The organism is Rhodococcus xishaensis (assembly GCF_004011825.1).
GTDB lineage: Bacteria > Actinomycetota > Actinomycetes > Mycobacteriales > Mycobacteriaceae > Prescottella > Prescottella xishaensis.
Genome location: NZ_RKLO01000002.1, coordinates 40740 through 59803, shown reverse-complemented (window position 1 = coordinate 59803; position 19064 = coordinate 40740). Strand labels below are relative to the sequence as shown.

The following is a 19064-nucleotide window of genomic DNA, read 5'->3' as shown; positions in this document are numbered from 1 at the left end:
TCACACGTTGCAGGTCGACGGCGCCGGAACCCCATTGAATCGATCCGTCATCCAGTCGAGCGCGTACGGCAGTACGGTGCCGGCCGGCAGCACGTGCCCGACGGCGAGTCCGGGCGCAATCGGCGGGAGCTCCTGGATGCTGAACTCGACCGTCGCACCGAGTCGGCACCAGTCGTCGGCGAGCGTCCGAGCCTGCGCGTACGGAACCAGATCGTCATTGCGGCCCTGCGCGATCAGGACCGGACTGCGAGGCGTCAAACGCCCGATGCGCTGCTCGTCGACGACAGCCCGCACGTTCGGCAGCGCGTCGATGAGTTCCGCGATGGAGCGGCCGTCGCGCGTCCACTCCGAGGACCGGTGCAGTCCGTAGCGTGCGATCGTCTCGGTGGCGCACTGGGTCGCGATGTCGTCGAGTACCTCACGCCCGTAAGGGCTCGTTGCGCCGTCGATCTCGCCGCGGGTTTCCGGGTAACCGGCGTAGATGGCGTTGACCGCATATCCGAGAAAACCTATGCCCAGCCCACCGTCCAGCGTTACCGCCTCGGCCCGCAGGTCTGCGGGCACACCGCCCGCGTACGTGCCGCGGATGTTCAGCTCGGGTGCGTACGAATCCTGCAACTCGGCTGCGGAGGCGGTCGCTCCTCCGCCCTGCGAGTAGCCCCACAGACCGATCGGGTTGTCGTCGCCGATCCGGCTACCGGGCAACCTCGTCACCGCCCGCGCCGCATCGAGTACGGCGTATCCCTGCGCGCGGCGGTCGCCGTACGAGTGCACCCCGGGTGTGCCGAGCCCCTCGTAGTCGGTGACGACGACATCCATACCGCGAGAGAGCAGCGCATACGCCTGAATGGTCTCGTACTCCACCGAAAAATCGAGCGGCGGGGTGTAGTGGACGACCTCGGCGAACAGCTTCGACGGTGCACACTGGTCGCCCTGGCCCTGCGTCCCGGGCGCGAGGACGACCAGCGGCCGGGGACCGCCTTCCGTCCACGGCACGCTCGCATCGAAGTAGGTTCCGGTCACCGCGACGGCCTCCCCGTGGGCATCCGTGCTGCGGTACATGATTCGCTGTGCACCCGACGGCCACGGCCCGACCTGGTCGGGCACGGCCAGCGCGGGCGGATACGACTCGGACTTCAGCACGTCGCCGGGCGCGCCCGCGGGAAGGGGCGTCGGCACGGCGTAGAAGTCGGCCGGTGCGGACTCAGCCGGCGCGGCCGGCGCGGCGCCCGCGCTCACGATCGCAAGACAGACGCCCATCACTAGAGCGGCTCCCTGCCCCCATCGCGGAATAGCCATGTGGCTCACATCACATGACGGGGAGACGTGTTGTCAATACCGCAGGTATCACGAACCCGTAAGCAACTCACCCACCTGGCCAAGGTGTTCGGGCTGCGTTGAGCGTCACACGTTGCAGGTCGACGGCGCCGGAACCCCATTGAATCGATCCGTCATCCAGTCGAGCGCGTACAGCAGCACGGTGCCCGCCGGCAGCACGTGCCCGACGACGAATCCGGGCGCGATCGGTGGGATCTCCTGGGTGCTGAACTCGACCGTCGCACCGAGTCGGCACCAGTCGTCGGCGAGCGTCCGAGCCTGACCGTAGGGAACAAGATCGTCATTGCGGCCCTGCGCGATCAGGACCGGACTGCGAGGCGTCAAACGCCCGATGCGCTGCTCGTCGACGACTGCACGCACGTTCGGCAACGCGTCGATGAGTTCGGCGACGGAGCGGCCGTCACTCGTCCACTCCGAGGTTCTGTGCAGTCCGTAGCGTGCAATCGTCTCGGAAGTGCATTGGGTCGCGATGTCGTCGAGTACCTCACGCCCGTGCGGGCTGAGTATTCCGTCGATTTCCCCGCGGGTTTGCGGGTAACCGGCGTAGATGGAGTTGACCGAATATCCGAGAAAGCCTGTGGCCAGCGAACCGTCTATTGTCAACGCCACGGCCCGCAGGTCTGCGGGCGGGCCGCCCGCGTACGTGCCGCGGATGTTCAGCTCGGGCGCGTACGAATCCTGCAACTCGGCTGCGGAGGCGGCCGCTCCCCCGCCCTGCGAGTAGCCCCACAGTCCGATCGGGCTGTCGTCGCCGATCCGGCTACCGGGCAACCTGGTCACCGCGCGCGCCGCATCGAGTACGGCGTATCCCTCCGCGCGCCGATCGATGTACGAGTGCACCCCGGGTGTGCCGAGCCCCTCGTAGTCGGTGACGACGACATCCATACCGCGAGAGAGCAGCGCATACGCCTGAATGGTCTCGTACTCCACCGAAAAATCGAGCGGCGGGGTGTAGTGGACGACCTCGGCGAACAGCTTCGACGGTGCACACTGGTCGCCCTGGCCCTGCGTCCCGGGCGCGAGGACGACCAGCGGCCGGGGACCGCCTTCCGTCCACGGCACGCTCGCATCGAAGTAGGTTCCGGTCACCGCGACGGCCTCCCCGTGGGCATCCGTGCTGCGGTACATGATTCGCTGTGCACCCGACGGCCACGGCCCGACCTGGTCGGGCACGGCCAGCGCGGGCGGATACGACTCGGACTTCAGCACGTCGCCGGGCGCGCCCGCGGGAAGGGGCGTCGGCACGGCGTAGAAGTCGGCCGGTGCGGACTCGGCCGGCGCGGCCGGCGCGGCGCCCGCGCTCACGATCGCAAGACATGCGCCCATCACTAGAGCGGCTCCCTGACCCCATCGCGGAATAGCCATGTGACACACATCACACGATGGGGGCGGCTGTTGTCAATACCGCGGGTATGACGAACCCGTCAAAGGATGAGCCCGCTGGGCGCCGACCTGGTGTGAATGCGGTACCCGACTTCCAGACCGAGCCCTGTGACCTCGGCGAACGCCCGAGTTGCCGTTCGCGCCGAGAACTCGATCCCGAGCACCGATTGCAGAGCCTCGCGGTCCTCGAACTCCCAGCGGGTGCGAACTCGCCGCATCGCGAAACCCTGAGCAGCGAAGAACGACTCGACAGCGACGGGATCGTAGTGCGGTAGATCGGCCCGCATCCACGTCCCGTACGGTGCGACGGTGGCATCCAGGTCGACGATCGCGAGCACCCCGCCCGGCCGCAGCACCCTCATCGACTCGCGAATGCCGGGCCCACAGCCTGGGCCGAAGAAGTACGCGGTGCGCGCATGAACCACGTCGATACTGCCATCGGGTAGCGGAACTGCCTCGGCCGAGCCAAGCAGGACGCTGACGGAGGCCCACCCTTCCACCCGTTCGCGGGCGGCGGCGACGAGCGGGAGATGCGGTTCGACCCCGACGACCGATCGCGCCGCCTCCGCGAACCGGGGAAGGTGGAACCCCGCACCACACCCGACGTCGAGCACGTCACGTCCGCGCCAGTCCGCCAATTCGGCGAGAGTCTCGAAAACGACCCCGTCTACGTCCTGCGCACGGTTCTCGATCTCGTAGAGCTGGGGCCAGTGCCAGATGTTCGGGCTCGGGATCGGTCCGGCGCGCCCGCCCAGCTTCGTCGATCTCATTCAGGCCAGGACGGTCAGGACCAACCAGGTGACGAACGCCGAAGGTAGCAGCGAATCGAGTCGGTCCATGATGCCGCCGTGACCGGGCAACAGGGTGCCCATGTCCTTGATCCCCAGTTCACGCTTGACCTGGGACTCGATCAGATCGCCGAGGGTGGCGGTGAGTACCAACACGACACCTAGCAGTGCACCGACGAGCGGGTTCGCACCCACGATGAACGTGACGGACAAAACACCACCGATCACGCAGAACAGCAGTGAGCCGGTGAAGCCCTCCCAAGTCTTCTTGGGGCTGATCGCCGGCACCATCGGGTGCTTGCCGAAGAACACCCCGGCGGCATAGCCACCGACGTCCGAACACACTACGACGATCAAGAAACTGAGCACCCGGCCCGCCCCGCCATCCTGCAGGACCATCAACGTAGCGAACGACGCGAGCAGCGGGATCCAGGCCGTCACGAACACCGCAATCGCGGTGTCACGCAGGAAGTTGCGCGGGGTGGCCTTGAGCCCGTGTTCGAACAGACGCCACACCATCGTCACCAGGGCAGTGCCCGCGAATGCGGCAAGCACGCCTTGTGGACCGTACGGCCAGCTGAGCCAGATGATGGCCTGTCCGCCCAGTAGAAGCGGAATCAGCGGGATGCTGATATCGGCCTCGCGTAGGCGCTTCGTGACCTCCCAGGTCGCGATCGCCATCGCGGCCGCGACGACCCCGATCCAGACCAGCGGCACATAGACCAGGATCAGAATCAGCGCCGCGCCGAGACCGCCACCGACGGCGATCGCTGCAGGAAGGTTGCGGCCCGCCTTGGGGGCCGGAGTGGCGGTCGCCGCAGAAGCGCCGTCAGCTTTCCCCACCGCTAAACCTCCATCAATTCTGCTTCCTTGTGCTTGACCAGCTCGTCGACCTGGCCGACATACCGGGAGGTGGTCTTGTCGAGCTCCTTCTCCGCTCGCGTGACCTCGTCCTCGCCAGCCTCGCCCTCCTTCTGGATCCGCGAGAGCTCGTCCATCGTCTTGCGGCGCACATTACGGATGGAGACCTTGGCGTCCTCGCCCTTGCCCTTGGCTTGCTTGACGAACTCTCGGCGGCGCTCCTCGGTCAGTTGAGGGACCGCGACGCGGATCAGCGTGCCGTCGTTCGTCGGGTTGACGCCCAGATCGGAGTTGCGAATTGCATTCTCGATCGGACCGAGTTGCGATGCCTCGTACGGCTTGACCACGACAAGCCGGGCCTCGGGCACATTGATGCTCGCGAGCTGTGTGATCGGAGTCGGCGCACCGTAGTACTCGACGACGATCCGGTTGAACATGGCCGGATTCGCCCGGCCGGTCCGGATGGTGCTGAGGTCGTCCTTCGCAACCGTGATGGCCTTCTCCATCTTCTCCTCGGCCTCGAAGAGAGCTTCATCAATCACGGCTGTTCCTCCGTCTCGTCCAGTCACGCTCGAATACGTCCCACAATGATCGTGCTGCACGACATCATGATTTGACCAATGTTCCGATCTTCTCACCGGAAACTGCCCGCGCGATGTTGCCCTCGGACAGGAGGTTGAAGACCATGATGGGCATCTGGTTGTCCATGCAGAGGCTGAACGCCGTCGCATCGGCAACCTTGAGTCCCTTCTCGATGACCTCGCGGTGGGTGATCTCGCTGAACATAGTGGCGTCCGGGTCGACCCGCGGATCCGCGGAGTAGACACCGTCGACGCCCTTCGCCATGAGGACTACCTCCGCACCGATCTCGAGGGCGCGTTGCGCCGCGGTGGTGTCCGTCGAGAAGTAGGGCATTCCCATGCCGGCACCGAAGATGACGACGCGGCCCTTCTCGAGGTGTCGACGGGCCCGCAACGGAATGTACGGCTCGGCAACCTGCCCCATTGTGATGGCGGTCTGCACCCGGGTATCGACACCCTGCTTCTCCAGGAAGTCCTGCAACGCAAGGGAGTTCATAACCGTTCCGAGCATGCCCATGTAGTCGGAGCGCGCACGCTCGAGACCGCGCTGCTGCAGTTCGGCTCCACGGAAGAAGTTGCCGCCGCCGATCACGACAGCGACCTGCACGCCCGAGCGGACCACCTCGGCGATCTGCTCCGCAACCGTCGTCACGACGTCCGGATCGAGACCGACGTTGCCGCCGCCGAACATTTCACCACCGAGCTTGAGAAGCACGCGTCGGAATCCTGGGCGTTCGTCGGCCGGTGCGGTCATGGCTCTCCCTCGGTTCTGCGATCGTTCGGTTCTAGAAGTACTACAGCTCGGCGAGCGAGGCCCCGGCTCCGCAGCCATTTCGGCGGGCCGGCGAAGCGCCCGGAGCACGCACTGTCATCCTGCCTCATCCGATGGTGGTCGACCCACGTGCCCCACCCGCCGCACAGGTCGGCCCCGCACGGAACGGAACGGGCGGACTGCCGGTTCGGGAAACCCGGAATCGACTGCACCCATCCGGCCGGCGGGGCCGATGTGTCAGACCGTGACTAGCTGGCGCCGACCTCGAACCGCACGAAGCGGGTGATCGTGGCGCCGGCGTCGCCCAGGAGTGCCTTGACGGTCTTCTTGGAGTCGGTGACCGAGGACTGCTCGACCAGGACGACGTCCTTGTAGAAGCCGTTGACGCGACCCTCGACGATCTTAGGGAGCGCAGCCTCGGGCTTGCCCTCCTCCTTGGCAGTCTGCTCTGCGATACGACGCTCGTTGTCGACGATGTCCGCGGGGACATCGTCGCGGGTCAGGTACTTGGCCTTCAGAGCCGCGACCTGCATGGCGGCGCCGCGGGCAGCCTCGGCAGCGGCATCGCCTTCGCCGGTGTATTCGACGAGCACACCGACGCCCGGCGGCAGGTCGGAAGCACGCTTGTGCAGGTAGGTCGCGACGGCGCCATCGAACGAAACGACGCGACGCAACTCGAGCTTCTCGCCGATCTTGGCGGACAGCTCCTGGACCAGGGTCTCGACGGTCTTTCCGTCGACCTCGAGCGCCTTGAGCGCCTCGAGGTCGGCGGGCTTGACAGCCGCAGCCGTGGAAACGATCTTGTCGGCCAGCTCCTGGAACTCCGCGTTCTTGGCGACGAAGTCGGTCTCGGCGTTGATCTCGATCATGACGCCGTCCTTGGCGGCGACAAGACCCTCAGCCGTGGTGCGCTCGGCGCGCTTGCCCACGTCCTTGGCGCCCTTGATGCGCAGGAGCTCGACGGCCTTGTCGAAGTCGCCCTCGGTCTCGGTGAGCGCGTTCTTGCAGTCCATCATGCCGGAGCCGGTCAGCTCGCGGAGCCGCTTGACATCAGCGGCGGTGTAGTTCGCCATTGGGGGCGATCCTCCTCGGATGAGTTTCGATGCCAGCCTCGAACGGATCCCGTCGGAGCCTGGCGAAACAAGGTGTGTGAAACGGCCCCGATCGAGATGGTCGGGGCCGCATCGACTAGGACTGCTGAGCGTCCGCGGCGGGCTCGGCCTCGGCCTCGGCGGCCGGTGTCGCCTGAGCGAGGAGCTCCTGCTCCCACTCCGCGAGCGGCTCGCCAGTGCCGGCCTCCGGCTTGGCGTCCTTGTCGGCGCTCACACCGGCACGGGCCTGCAGGCCCTCGGCGACGGCGGAGGCGACGACCTTGGTCAGCAGGGCAGCGCTGCGGATCGCATCGTCGTTACCCGGGATCGGGTAGTTGACGACGTCGGGGTCGCAGTTGGTGTCCAGGATCGCGATGACCGGGATGTTCAGCTTGCGCGCCTCGCCGACGGCGATGTGCTCCTTGTTGGTGTCGACCACCCAGATGGCCGACGGAACCTTGGCCATGTCGCGGATACCGCCGAGCGTGCGCTCGAGCTTGGTCCTCTCACGCGTGAGCATGAGGATTTCCTTCTTGGTACGACCCTCGAAGCCACCGGTCTGCTCCATCGACTCGAGTTCCTTCAAGCGCTGCAGGCGCTTGTGAACGGTCGAGAAGTTGGTGAGCATGCCGCCGAGCCAACGCTGGTTGACGTAGGGCATCCCGACGCGCGTGGCCTCGGCCGCAATGGACTCCTGGGCCTGCTTCTTGGTGCCGACGAACAGGACGGTGCCGCCGTGCGCGACGGTCTCCTTGACGAACTCGTACGCCTTGTCGATGTAGGTCAGCGTCTGCTGCAGGTCGATGATGTAGATACCGTTGCGGTCGGCGAAGATGAACCGCTTCATCTTCGGGTTCCAACGGCGGGTCTGGTGCCCGAAGTGTGCGCCGCTGTCGAGCAGCTGCCGCATGGTCACAACAGCCATGGCTGTGTACCTCGTCTTTCGTGTGCCGGTTGTCGTGGGAATCGGTGATTCCCACCCTGGCGCCCGCCCGGTGTCGGACCCGCATGAAGACGGGACCAGCCGACGACCGGTTGCATGCGCGGACGCGCGAAGTCGGTCTGTGCATGCACAGACCGCCCGACAAGTGTACGACCTCGCCGTGCCGGCACCTAACTCGACGCCCTCTGCCTCACCGCGCCCGACGGTGCGAATGCACAGGTGCGCGGGCCTCGCTGCGCGAACCGAGTGTCTGTGCACAGAGCACAGTCCGGTCCACAGGTCGGATGACTAACAGCCGCACCCGGCCAAGATGCGGGAGGGTCCGCACATGGGGACTGGTTCTCGCATCATCGCCCGGATAGGGGTCGTGCTGGCAACCGTCGTCGTCAGCGCCCCGCCTGCCACCGCCGCTCCGCCTCGCACGCCTTGGCCACCGCCGGTCACCGCGCTTGCCCACGACGGCGTCCGTGCGACGTACGACTGGCCTCTGCGTCCGCGACCGCGAGTCGTACGGTCCTTCGACAAGCCCGCGCGGAACTGGTTGCCCGGGCACCGCGGCGTCGATCTGGCTGCCACACCAGGGCAGCCCGTGCTCGCAGCCGGCGCCGGCACCGTCGTGTTCGCTGGGGCGGTCGCCGGCAGGCCCGTCGTCTCCGTCGATCACCCCGGGGGGCTGCGGACCACGTACGAGCCTGTCGAGCCGAGCGTGACAGCGGGGCGCCGAGTGGGCCGTGGTGCCCTGCTCGGCACCGTGATTGTCGGTCATCCCAAATGCGCCGCGACCGCTTGCCTGCACTGGGGACTTCGCCGGGATCGCGACTACCTCGATCCGTTGCCCCTGGTTCGGGCCGTTCCCATTCGTCTGCTGCCGACCGGTACCGGTCAGGCTCGCGGATGAGCCTGGTCGTGCGCCGCCCGCAATCGCGCCACAGATACGTGCGTATAGAGCTGGGTCGTGGCCAGGCTCGCGTGTCCGAGTACCTCCTGCACCACCCTCAGATCGGCACCGCCCTCGACAAGGTGGGTCGCCGCCGAGTGCCGCAGCCCGTGGGGTGCGAGGTCCGGTAGGCCCGGCACGGCCCGCACGACGTCGTGAACCGCGCTGCGTGCCTGACGCTGATCGAGGCGACCCCCACGCCGCCCGAGGAGCAGGGCGTCACCGGACCGTTCGTTCGCGAGCGCCGGGCGCCCCGCCCGCAACCAGGTGGTGATCGCGTCCTCTGCGGGACGCCCGTAAGGGACGACGCGCTCCTTGTTCCCCTTGCCCAGCACCCGCAGGACGCGCCGATCGCCGTCGATGTCCCCGACGTCGAGGCCACACAGTTCACCGACTCGTATTCCCGTGGAGTACAGCAGTTCGACGATCATCCGGTCCCGCAGTGCCACAGGATCCTCTTGTGCAGCACCGGATTCTGCGGCCGCCATCGCGTCTGCAGCCTGTTCCTGACGCAACACCGGCGGCAGCGTCCGGTGCGCCTTGGGTGCCACCAACCTGACCCCCGGATCGACTGCCATCCGACCGGTCCGCTGAGCCCAGGCGGTGAATCCCTTCGCCGACGACGTCCGCCGCGCGAGCGTGGTGCGGGCGACCCCAGCGGTGGCCTGCCCACCGAGCCAGCCACGCAACGTCCGTAGGTCGAGTTCCTCGAGCGTCGCGCCGGCACGGCCGGTGCAGAGGTATTCGAGCAGACTCCTCACGTCCGCGACGTACGCGCGCACTGTGTGCACCGAACGGTCCCGTTCGAGGCGAAGATAATCGGCGTAATCGTCGAGATGCGCCCGCAATGTATGCGGCAGCTCGGGGCTCGGGACGGCGTTCATGACGTCGGCCGTCAGCGCCCGTGCGGACGTGCCAGCGTCAGGCGCTGGACCCAGCCGTGCGCGGGCCACGCCTTGAGCCCTGCCCGGTCGGGTGTGACGCGGGTTCCGACGAACCGGGCCTCGAGCTCCGGGTCGACAGCGCCGGTGAAGCGCCATTCCTGCTCTCCCGCAGCGCCCACGCTTTCCCACGAACTGGCGCGATAGACCGCGCGAACGATGTTGTCCGCGAACACGATCACCGGCAGATCGGCGACGTTGCGGGCCGCGGACCCGGCGCGCCACGGTCCTCGGGCGAGGGCATACAGTTCGTCGGCCGTCAGTCCTCGGCGGGCGGCGGCCGGAACGCGGATCAACGCGCCCGGGACCGGGAGGTCCGGCGCCGGCTGCGCGGAGTACTGGGCCGTCAACTCCATGACCGACATGGCCCTGTTCTCGAGGTCGCCCGGTTCGCCGGCGAGGTTTGTGAGTACCGGATGGTCCGGGTGATGCTCGAGTAGGCGCAGCGCATCGATCACTACGTGCGTGAACTCCTTCGCCTCCGCGTCGGCATCGTGAGCGACGTCGATTCGGTGCCGCAGCACGATGTGGTCGACCGAGTACCCAGCCGCATAGATGTCGCGAATGCGCTGGATCCAGGCGGCACGCGTCTCGTCGCGGTCGGTGTCGCCCACGCCCTCCCCGTCGAGGGTTCCGGCCTCACCCAATGCATCCCAGTCGAGCGAGTAGATCTTGTTTCCTCGCCCGACCCCGACATAGAAGATCGACTGATCACGCGGATCCCGCAGGGCGTAGACGTACAAGCCGAGACTCTCGGCCACGCGGGGGGACAGCGGGTTCGGTACCGGCTTGCGTTCGCGTGGCTCTGCGGTGATCACCCGCATCACCGCCAGACGCAAGGCGTCGGAGACGACGACGCTGCCGATCGCGGGGCCGTCGAACAACACCCCTGCCGCGTCGCGCACGGACGTGAAGGTCCGGCCTGCATTCATGTGCAGGGAGTTGACCACCGCGGTGAACTCCGCAAGGCGGACCTTGGGATCGCTCGCCGCTCCGCGACCCTCGTCGTTCGTGAGGAAGTCACGGATCCCCGGAGCGGCCAGGAGCACGCGGGTTATGTCTTCGGGAACGGTCCAGACGGTAGCCATGACGCGACTGTAAGCGATCACCGCATCACATGCGGGGCGCCTTGCTGACCAATGGACAACCAAGCGTTTCCGATCGGAAACGAATGTTTTCGCTGGATCGTTCTATGCCCGATATCGGCCGCTGAAGCCGATCTTCCGTCACACTCGACTCGTGACGCGATCTGTGGAATCGACGGAAGATCGGGCGACCCGCGCCCGGCGGTTGGTCGGCTTCAGCTACCGCATGCCCGATTACTACGAGGTGGGCAGAGAAAAGGTACGAGAGTTCGCCGCCGCCGTACAGAACGATCACCCGGCGCACTACGAGGAGGAAGCAGCCCACGCTCTGGGCCATCCCACTCTGCTCGCACCCCCCACCTTCATCTCGGTCATCGGCGCGATCGCCCAGAAATACCTGCTCGAGCAAATCATCACCGGATTCGATCTGAGCCAGATCCTCCAGACCGACCAGAAGCTGATCTTTCACCGGCCGCTGCTCGCCGGCGACCGCCTGACGGTCGACGTCTCCCTCGAATCCTTCCGGCAGACCGCTGGCACCGACATCTTCGTCACGAAGAACCTCGTCACCGACGAAGCCGGCGAACCTGTCGTGACCTCTTTGACCACACTCGTCGGACGCGCGGGCAACGACCAAGATCCGGACCGCATCCGACGGATCAAGGACGTGATGATGCGAGAGGTGTGAGGCGTAAGACCCCGAACAGATCACCTCGCTCGAAACCAACCCGTCTCGTCCGAGCCGACGAATCCGTCCAGTCCTATGACCGGAAGGGGTAGCGGTGGCGATCGCGTCGACCGTGCGCTCGCCTTGACCAGAAGATCGAGGATCTGCAATCGGCGCCCGTGGCCGAGCGCCGTCCCGACTCGTGCGATCTGGGCGTAGAGGGCTGTCGCTTTGCGGTCGGGCATGTCACCCCACCTTGCTTATCCAATACTTCATGGACTAACGTATCGGTGTCGTCGAGGGCATGCGACCGGCTGCCAGCCTGTTCGGTCGCTGCTTGCGATCACCGGACCACAGACGTCGGCTACCAGGGGAACTGGTGAAGTACCTCTTCGTTTTGAACGATCCACCCTACGGAACCGAACGCACATTCAACGGGATCAGATGGGCCCGCCAGATGCTCGAGAGCGATCCGGGCAACGAGGTTCGGGTATTCAACTTCGCTGACGCGGTGATATCGGTCAGTGCCGGGCAGAAGGTTCCGACCGGTTACTACAACCTGGCCAAGATGACGTCGGCGCTGGTTGAGAAGGGTGGGGTCATCGGTAACTGCAGCGCCTGCATGGACGCCCGCGGCCTGAGCGACGACCGCCTGATCGACGGGGTGCATAGATCGTCCATGGCAGAGTTGGCGCAGTGGACGGCCTGGGCCGACCAGGTCATCACGCTGTGAGGCCGAGGAAGCGAATGTGATGAGTAGAACCGTTGTGGTACTCGGCTCGGGTGTGGGCGGTTCGACTGCAGCCCCAGAACGTCGTGCGAGTCTTCTCGGCATCGATACCGGAACCCGCACCGTGCGGTTCGACAGCGGGCCGATCCGGCTTCCAGACCGAGAAAGAACTGTGGGAACGTGAGTGGCTCGCGCGCTGGAACGCGCGCACCTGATCGGCGAGGCCGCCCCGTGCGGGTGCATCGCTTCGCTTGCCACCTCTCGCGTGGATGTACGGCCGCCGTCTCCATCTCGTGTCGTTGCATGCTGATCGATACCGGACGTGAGCTGGTGCTCGTAGGCACCGATCCCGATCCGCCAGATCGTGTTCCCACCAATCGGAGTCCGTCGGAGACGGCGGAGTACCACGTACGCCGGCTCGGCTACTGGCCGCACGCGGTAACCCATATCCTGGTCTCCAGTGGTCACCTCGCGCGGGTCGGCGACCTGGGAGACTTTCCCTGGGCAGCTGTCCACGTCTGTGCAGAAGAACTTGTGGACGGCATGTTCACCGGACGCCGGCCACCCGACGATCGGCTCTCGGCGCTGGCACTCGACGTCATGGCCGCCACACCTCGAGGCACTGCGACCCTGACATCGACACCCGCCGGCCGGCTCTCCGATGGCAGCCGATCCGAACCTGCAACGCCGAAGGATGACCATGCCCCACCCGGAAAGCAATCAGAGGACACCTTCCGCAGCACCTCCGGACGATCGACCCGTCTACCTCGACTATCAGGCCACCACCCCCATTGATCCGCGTGTCATCGACGCGATGCTGCCCTACCTGACAACACATTTCGGCAACCCGTCGAGTGATCACGCCTATGGCGCCAAGGCCAAAGCCGCCATCGAGAGTGCACGATCGCAAGTTGCGGGTCTCATTGGTGCCCGGCCTCACGAGATCGTCTTCACAGCATCGGGAACAGAAAGCAACCATCTTGCACTGACCGGGACCGCACACACCTTGAGGTCCAGCGGCTGCGGACATCACATCATCATCAGCGCGATCGAACACCCCGCCACCCAAGCCACGTGCGACCAACTCGAGCATGATGGCTTCGAGATCACTCGGCTCCCCGTCCGTCCAGACGGTCTGGTCGACCCCGACGTCTTCGCCGAAGCTGCACGCCCGGACACCGTCTTGGCGTCGATCATGCTGGCCAACAACGAAATAGGAACCATCCAGCCGATATCAGCCATCTCGCGAATCGCGCATGAGCGTGGAGTAGTAATGCACACCGACGCAGCACAGGGCCCTGCCACCATCCCAGTCGATGTCGAGGCGCTCGGCGTCGATCTGCTCACCCTCGTCGGTCACAAGATGTATGCGCCGAAAGGAGTGGCAGCTCTGTACATCCGTGATGGGTGCCCGGCACCGCAGCCGCAGCTCGTCGGAGGCGGCCAGGAGCGCGGACTTCGCGCGTCGACGGAGAATGTGGCCGGCATCGTCGGTCTCGGTGCGGCTGCCAACATCGCGCGGACAGCCCAGCCGAGTGATTCCGCACGCATCCTCAGCTTTCGGGATCGGTTGCTCGATCGTCTCACCACGGCGTTTCCGGAGCTGATTGTGAACGGATCGCTCACGCATCGCTTGCCTGGAAACCTCAGTCTCACCATCCCGACGGTGACTGCATCCGAGCTGATGTCCCGAACCCCAGCGCTGGCCTTTTCCGCGGGGAGCGCATGCCATACTGCAGACCCGGCCCCATCACCGGTTCTCGTCGCGATCGGACTCGACGGCGACAAAGCAGCCCGAACAATTCGGCTCGGAATCGGCCGCTATACGACTATCTCCGACATCGCCAATGCCGCCGACCGAATGATCGCGGCCGCGCAGCGTTGAGGAATTCGCCCGACCACAGAGGAGTTCCTGTGAGTGCATTCAGTGCGACCGCGGTGTCGATGTCAGGGCCATGGACGAAGGCGCCGTCGCGTGGCGCGTGAGCAAGGGAGGTCGATCTCGGTGTCGCGTGATGACGCACAGGTCGCGGACGTGATCGTGCCCAATGAAGACGAGCGCCGCCGAGTACAGAAGCGCACCCTGATCGTTGTCGTCGTCAGTCAGATCCTCAGTGGCGCCGGTCTGACAGCGGGAGTCACGGTCGGTGCGCTCCTGGCGCAGCAGATGCTCGGTTCGGACACCCTCGCAGGTCTGCCCACCGCGCTGTTCACTCTCGGTTCTGCGTTGGCGGCGTTCCTGATCGGTCGCATCACGCAGACGCACGGGCGGAGGATCGGACTCGGGCTCGGATTCGGCGCCGGCGGTGTCGGTTCGATCGGGGTGGTCTTGGCCGCGATCAATGAGAGCGTGCCCCTGCTGTTCATCTCGCTCTTCGTGTACGGCGCCGGGTTCGCAGCCAACCTCCAGGCACGCTATGCCGGAACCGATCTCGCGCCTCCCGAACGGCGAGGCACCGCGATCAGTATCTCGCTGGTCTCCACGACACTCGGTGCCGTCGCAGGCCCAAACCTCGTGGAGCCGCTCGGCGACCTCGCGACCTGGCTCGGTCTGCCAGCGCTGTCAGGACCGTTCCTCCTCGCGGCAGTCGCCTATCTGGGCGCCGGCACGGCTTTGGTCACCTTGCTGCGACCGGACCCGCTCCTACTGGCCCGCCGGATCGAACGCGGTGCCCCGACCACGACCTCAGTGGGCGCCGTCACCCCGAAAGTCGGAGTGGGTGTCTACGTCGGCGCCACCGTCATGTTCCTCACACAGGTGGCGATGATCGCGATCATGACGATGACCCCCGTGCACATGGCGGCCCACCATCACGGACTCGGGGACGTCGGGCTGGTGATCGGCATCCACGTCGGGGCAATGTACTTGCCCTCACTGATTACGGGTGTCCTCGTCGACAAGCTGGGACGCCTGCCCATGGCGGCCGCTTCGGGATTGACTCTACTGCTCGCCGGCATCGTCGCTGCGCTTGCGCCTGGTGAATCGCTCATCCTGATGATCGTGGCGCTGGCGCTACTCGGTTTGGGCTGGAACTTCGGCCTCATCGCCGGTACTACCCTCGTCGTCGATGCCACAGTCCCCGAGACCCGGCCCCGAACTCAGGGAAAGATCGACGTTCTCGTCGCACTCGCCGGTGCTGGGGGAGGAGCCATGTCCGGTGTGGTGGTGTCGGCGGCCAACTACGAAACCCTTTCCCTCAGTGGCGGAATCCTGGCATTGGTTCTCATACCCGTCCTGTTCTGGGCCCGCAGCGGCCGAACCTCGCCTTCCTGAAACGACTCCGACCTGCAAGGACCGGAGCCCCATCCGACGGTCAATCGACCCACGCCATCCCCGGCATCCGACGGATCAAGGACGTGATGATGCGAGAGGTGTGATACCGGAACAGATCACCTCGCTCGAAACCACCCCGTCTCGTCCGAGCCGACGAATCCGTCCAGTTCCATGACCGGAAGGACCGCACGCACCCCCTCGATCGGAACACCGGAATCCACCGACAACTCCCGGGTGCCGCGCGTGCCGTTGGCAGGCAACGCCTCGTAGACCGCGGCGGCGTCACCGGTAAGGACGTCGAGATCGCGGGCCAGATCAGCGCAGTCGCCGTCCACCCCGATCGGCCCTGCTTCCTGCACGACATCCGCCGCACTTGTCACCAACATTGCCTCACCCTCCCGGATCATTCGGTGGCACCCGGTGGAGGCCGCAGCCGTGACCGGCCCCGGCACCGCCAGCACCGGGCGCCCGAGGCGACGCCCCCATGCTGCGGTGTTCCGCGCTCCACTGCGCCAACCCGCTTCCACCACCACGACGCCGCCCGACAACCCCGCCACCAACCTGTTCCGGGCCAGGAAGCGGTACCGGGCGGGTGTCGTTCCGGGCGGATACTCGCTGACTACAGCTCCGTCCGCTGCGATCTGCTGCAGCAACCGACCGTGCCCCGCCGGATACGCGCGATCCACCCCGCATGCGAGAACCGCTACGGTGAGTCCGCCGGTCCCGAGAGCGGCCCGGTGGGCGGCCGCGTCGATACCGAACGCCGCGCCGGACACGATCGTCCAACCGGAGGCTGCAAGGTCGCCGGCGATCTCGGCGGTCACGTGCTCGCCGTAGGAACTCGCGGCGCGCGTCCCGACTACTGCCACCGACCGAGTCACCAGTTCGTCCACCGGGCGACTGCCGAACACCCACAGCGCCAGCGGACCGCCGTCGTCGCGGGCCTCGCCGAGAGCATCGAACGCCAGCAGCCGCCAGCGCGGCCACTCTTCGTCGTCCGGTGTGACCAGTCGCCCTCCCATCGACGCCAACAGGTCCAAGTCGCGAGCGGAGGTGTCGAGGTGCGCCCGGGCCGAGGTTCGCCGGTCGAGGAAATTCGACAGATCCCTCTCCCGGACGGCACGTGCGGTCTCTTCCGGCCCTACGGCCGACACCAGCTGCGACAGCGGTGGACACGGACCCTGCACCACCTTCGACAGATAAGCCCACGACAACAGCCGCGGGTCGTACCCGCTCACGCGGCACCGCGGTCGCGAAACCCGAGCGCGGCCCCCACCTGGTCGGAACCCGGGCAGCTCAGCCCGGCCAGGTCCGCGAGGGTCCACGCGACCCGCAACGCACGGTCGGCTCCCCTGGCGGTGACGGATCCCCTCCGGAGGGCCCGCTCGAGCGGGGCCAGAGCGTCACGTGAGAGCCGGAAGCGTTGCCGTAGTGCCGGACCCGGAACCTCCGCGTTGGTGTGCCAACCGAACGGCTGCCAGCGCTCGGCTGCGGCAGCACGCGCCGCCGCCACCCGAGACCGCACCTCGTCGGTGCTCTCCCCCACCCCGTCCATCAACACACCCGTCGCGATCGCTCGCATCCGGATCCGCAGGTCGACACGATCCAGCAAGGGCCCTGACAGGCGTCCCAGATAGCGGCGGCGGACTGTCGGCGCGCACACGCGGTCGGTCTCACGCGCAGGAGCGCACGGGCATGGGTTGGCCGCCAGAACCAACTGGAACCGTGCCGGGTATTGCGCGACACCATCCCGACGGGCAATACGCACTTCGCCGTCCTCGAGCGGAGTCCGCAGCGCCTCGAGCGCCTTCGTGCCCATCTCGGCGCACTCGTCGAGGAAGAGGATTCCGCGATGCGCCCGGCTGACTGCCCCGGGTTTGGCCAATCCACTTCCGCCGCCGACGAGGGCACTCACCGACGACGTGTGGTGCGGCGCGATGAAGGGCGGTTCGGTGATGAGGGGACGGTCCGACGTGAGCAGTCCCGCGACCGAGTGAATTGCTGTGACCTCCAACGCCTCCGACTCGGACAGCGTCGGGAGGATCCCTGGCAGGCGCTGCGCAAGCATCGTCTTCCCGATGCCGGGAGGCCCCGTGAGCATCAGGTGGTGGGCACCGGCTGCCGCGACCTCGATCGCCCAGCGTGCATCCGTTTGTCCGACGACCTCACTGAGATCGGCTCGTGTCGTGACGCTCTCGGCGTCGAAGGGTTCCGGACTCGAGAGCTGGCCTGTGCCCTGCAGCCACTCGATCACAGCAGCGAGCCGATCCGCGCCGAGCACCTCGATACCGTCGACGAGGCCTGCCTCGTCGAGCGCATGCATCGGCACCACCGCGGTCGCCCAACCAGCCCTCTTTGCCGCGAGCACCGCCGGCAACACACCGCGCGCCGTCCGTAGCCGGCCGTCGAGCGCCAGCTCCCCCAGCAGCACCGTCTTCTCGAGCCGCTTGCGCGGAACCTGGCGGGCCGCGTCGAGTACCGCACAGGCAAGCGCCAGATCGTACACACTGCCAACCTTGGGTAGTGTCGCCGGCGACAGCGCCAGTGTCACCCGCGATTCAGGCCACTTGGCACCCGAGTTGGTCACCGCTGCGCGCACGCGATCCCTGGACTCCTGCAGCGCCGTGTCCGGCAACCCCACCAGGTGCACACCCGGCAGCCCACGCCCGATGTCCGCCTCGATCTCGACGATCTGCCCGTCGACCCCGGTGACCGCCACCGAATGGGCGCGCCCGAGCGCCATCAAAATACCGCCGGCAGGTGGGTGATCTCCGGGTCTCGCCTTCGATCGACGAGCACCGATACGACGTCGAACCGCACGTGCGGCCAGTGTCGCTCCGACTCGGACAGCCACTGCTGCGCCAGCATCCGAATGCGGCGCTGCTTGGCGTACGTCACCGACTCGGCCGGACTCCCGTACCCCAGCCCGGATCGAGTCTTCACCTCTACGAACACCACGGTGTCGCCGTCGACGGCAACCAGATCCAGCTCCCCGTGCCGACACCGCCAGTTGCGGTCCACGATCCGAAGCCCCGCCTCCGCCAGCCGCTTCGCGGCCAGGTCCTCCCCCATCGCGCCCAGCGCGAGATTCCGCCCCATCACAGGCCCTCCCGTCTCTCCGCGGGCATACCCCGCCGGTCAAGCCCACTGTGTCGCAACGAAAGAAGGGCGCGACCCCTCGACCAGCGAAGGCAAAGTCACTTGTGGATGAGCGAGGAGCTGTGGACAAGTGCCGGGGAACAGCGCGGGTCGAACAGCCTCAGAACACGGAACCGCACACCACCACGGTGGTGTGCGGTTCCAATAAGCCGTGTCTCGGCGGGGAGTGTCTCAGCCCAGTCCGCTATCAGGCAGTCGCAGGTCCGATTTCTCGAGTTCCTCGATGTTCACGTCCTTGAACGTGATGACCCGCACGTACTTCACGAACCGTGCCGGGCGGTACATGTCCCACACCCAGGCGTCCGACATCCGTACCTCGAAATAGATCTCGCCGTCCGCGCTGTGCGGAATCAACTCCACGGTGTTCGCGAGATAGAACCGGCGCTCGGTCTCAACGACATACGAGAACTGGCCGACGATGTCCCGGTATTCGCGGTACAGCGACAGCTCCATCTCGGTTTCGTACTTCTCGAGATCCTCGCCACTCATCGGCCTCGACGTCCTCCCATCTTGT

At 66.5% G+C, this 19064-nt stretch carries 20 protein-coding genes; 5 read left to right on the top strand and 15 right to left on the bottom strand.

Annotated features, from left to right (window positions below; genetic code table 11):
- The 8 genes from EGT50_RS04750 to rpsB all read right to left on the bottom strand — a co-directional run bounded on the left by EGT50_RS04750 (position 1) and on the right by rpsB (position 7739).
- Positions 1-1299 carry a lipase family protein gene (locus EGT50_RS04750; protein ID WP_235870590.1) on the bottom strand — a complete coding sequence of 433 codons (1299 nt, stop codon included), beginning with the start codon at positions 1297-1299 and terminating at the stop codon, positions 1-3.
- A gap of 105 nt (positions 1300-1404) precedes the next feature.
- On the bottom strand, positions 1405-2703 hold the full coding sequence (locus tag EGT50_RS04745) for a lipase family protein (protein ID WP_235870589.1): 1299 nt from the start codon (positions 2701-2703) through the stop codon (positions 1405-1407).
- Between the two features lie 59 nt (positions 2704-2762).
- A complete protein-coding gene (locus EGT50_RS04740) occupies positions 2763-3491 on the bottom strand; it encodes a class I SAM-dependent methyltransferase (RefSeq protein WP_127951454.1) in 729 nt (242 codons plus the stop codon).
- A complete protein-coding gene (locus EGT50_RS04735) occupies positions 3492-4352 on the bottom strand; it encodes a phosphatidate cytidylyltransferase (protein WP_127951453.1) in 861 nt (286 codons plus the stop codon). It abuts the gene before it with no gap.
- Between the two features lie 2 nt (positions 4353-4354).
- Positions 4355-4912 (bottom strand): ribosome recycling factor, encoded by a 558-nt coding sequence (gene frr / locus EGT50_RS04730; RefSeq protein ID WP_127951452.1) that lies wholly within the window; start codon positions 4910-4912, stop codon positions 4355-4357.
- A gap of 64 nt (positions 4913-4976) precedes the next feature.
- Positions 4977-5705 carry a UMP kinase gene (gene pyrH / locus EGT50_RS04725; protein ID WP_127951451.1) on the bottom strand — a complete coding sequence of 243 codons (729 nt, stop codon included), beginning with the start codon at positions 5703-5705 and terminating at the stop codon, positions 4977-4979.
- Positions 5706-5971: 266 nt separating this feature from the next.
- Complete coding sequence (gene tsf / locus EGT50_RS04720) at positions 5972-6796, bottom strand: translation elongation factor Ts (protein WP_127951450.1); 825 nt, start codon at positions 6794-6796, stop codon at positions 5972-5974.
- A gap of 115 nt (positions 6797-6911) precedes the next feature.
- Entirely contained in the window at positions 6912-7739 is an 828-nt protein-coding gene (gene rpsB, locus EGT50_RS04715; RefSeq protein WP_127951449.1) for a 30S ribosomal protein S2, read from the bottom strand.
- A gap of 346 nt (positions 7740-8085) precedes the next feature.
- Here rpsB and EGT50_RS04710 point away from each other — a divergent pair, with 346 nt between their 5' ends.
- Positions 8086-8655: a murein hydrolase activator EnvC family protein gene (locus EGT50_RS04710; RefSeq protein ID WP_127951448.1), complete on the top strand. Its 570-nt coding sequence runs from the start codon at positions 8086-8088 to the stop codon at positions 8653-8655.
- On the opposite strand, the gene EGT50_RS04705 is transcribed toward EGT50_RS04710, so the two are convergent.
- Together EGT50_RS04705 and EGT50_RS04700 are read right to left on the bottom strand one after the other, a co-directional pair.
- Complete coding sequence (locus tag EGT50_RS04705; RefSeq protein ID WP_127951447.1) at positions 8640-9578, bottom strand: tyrosine recombinase XerC; 939 nt, start codon at positions 9576-9578, stop codon at positions 8640-8642. The two genes, EGT50_RS04710 and EGT50_RS04705, sit on opposite strands and share 16 nt — an antisense overlap.
- Before the next feature lie 11 nt (positions 9579-9589).
- Positions 9590-10723, bottom strand: coding sequence for a GIY-YIG nuclease family protein (locus EGT50_RS04700; protein WP_127951446.1), 1134 nt, complete (start codon positions 10721-10723; stop codon positions 9590-9592).
- 151 nt (positions 10724-10874) lie between these two features.
- On the opposite strand from EGT50_RS04700, the gene hadA reads away from it, so the two are divergent.
- Entirely contained in the window at positions 10875-11408 is a 534-nt protein-coding gene (gene hadA / locus EGT50_RS04695; protein ID WP_127951445.1) for a (3R)-hydroxyacyl-ACP dehydratase subunit HadA, read from the top strand.
- 20 nt (positions 11409-11428) lie between these two features.
- Here the strand turns inward: hadA and EGT50_RS04690 are convergent, their stop codons facing one another.
- Entirely contained in the window at positions 11429-11632 is a 204-nt protein-coding gene (locus EGT50_RS04690) for a hypothetical protein (protein WP_408014599.1), read from the bottom strand.
- A gap of 134 nt (positions 11633-11766) precedes the next feature.
- On the opposite strand from EGT50_RS04690, the gene EGT50_RS04685 reads away from it, so the two are divergent.
- The 3 genes from EGT50_RS04685 (at position 11767) to EGT50_RS04675 (ending at position 15391) form a co-directional block, all read left to right on the top strand.
- Positions 11767-12120 (top strand): DsrE/DsrF/TusD sulfur relay family protein, encoded by a 354-nt coding sequence (locus tag EGT50_RS04685; RefSeq protein ID WP_268960656.1) that lies wholly within the window; start codon positions 11767-11769, stop codon positions 12118-12120.
- A 697-nt stretch (positions 12121-12817) separates the two neighbouring features.
- Positions 12818-14002 carry a cysteine desulfurase family protein gene (locus EGT50_RS04680; RefSeq protein WP_127951443.1) on the top strand — a complete coding sequence of 395 codons (1185 nt, stop codon included), beginning with the start codon at positions 12818-12820 and terminating at the stop codon, positions 14000-14002.
- A gap of 120 nt (positions 14003-14122) precedes the next feature.
- Positions 14123-15391 (top strand): MFS transporter, encoded by a 1269-nt coding sequence (locus EGT50_RS04675; protein ID WP_206615745.1) that lies wholly within the window; start codon positions 14123-14125, stop codon positions 15389-15391.
- A gap of 116 nt (positions 15392-15507) precedes the next feature.
- Here EGT50_RS04675 and dprA read toward each other — a convergent pair whose 3' ends face one another.
- From dprA to EGT50_RS04655, 4 genes are all read right to left on the bottom strand, one after another.
- Positions 15508-16629, bottom strand: a complete 1122-nt coding sequence (dprA, locus tag EGT50_RS04670) for a DNA-processing protein DprA (RefSeq protein ID WP_127951441.1) — start codon at positions 16627-16629, stop codon at positions 15508-15510.
- Positions 16626-18134 (bottom strand): YifB family Mg chelatase-like AAA ATPase, encoded by a 1509-nt coding sequence (locus tag EGT50_RS04665; RefSeq protein WP_127951440.1) that lies wholly within the window; start codon positions 18132-18134, stop codon positions 16626-16628. The genes dprA and EGT50_RS04665 overlap by 4 nt, the downstream gene beginning before the upstream one ends.
- On the bottom strand, positions 18134-18490 hold the full coding sequence (locus EGT50_RS04660) for a YraN family protein (RefSeq protein WP_127951439.1): 357 nt from the start codon (positions 18488-18490) through the stop codon (positions 18134-18136). Before EGT50_RS04660 ends, EGT50_RS04665 begins: the two co-directional genes overlap by 1 nt.
- A gap of 231 nt (positions 18491-18721) precedes the next feature.
- Entirely contained in the window at positions 18722-19039 is a 318-nt protein-coding gene (locus EGT50_RS04655; RefSeq protein WP_127951438.1) for a DUF2469 domain-containing protein, read from the bottom strand.
- Positions 19040-19064 lie beyond the last annotated feature (25 nt).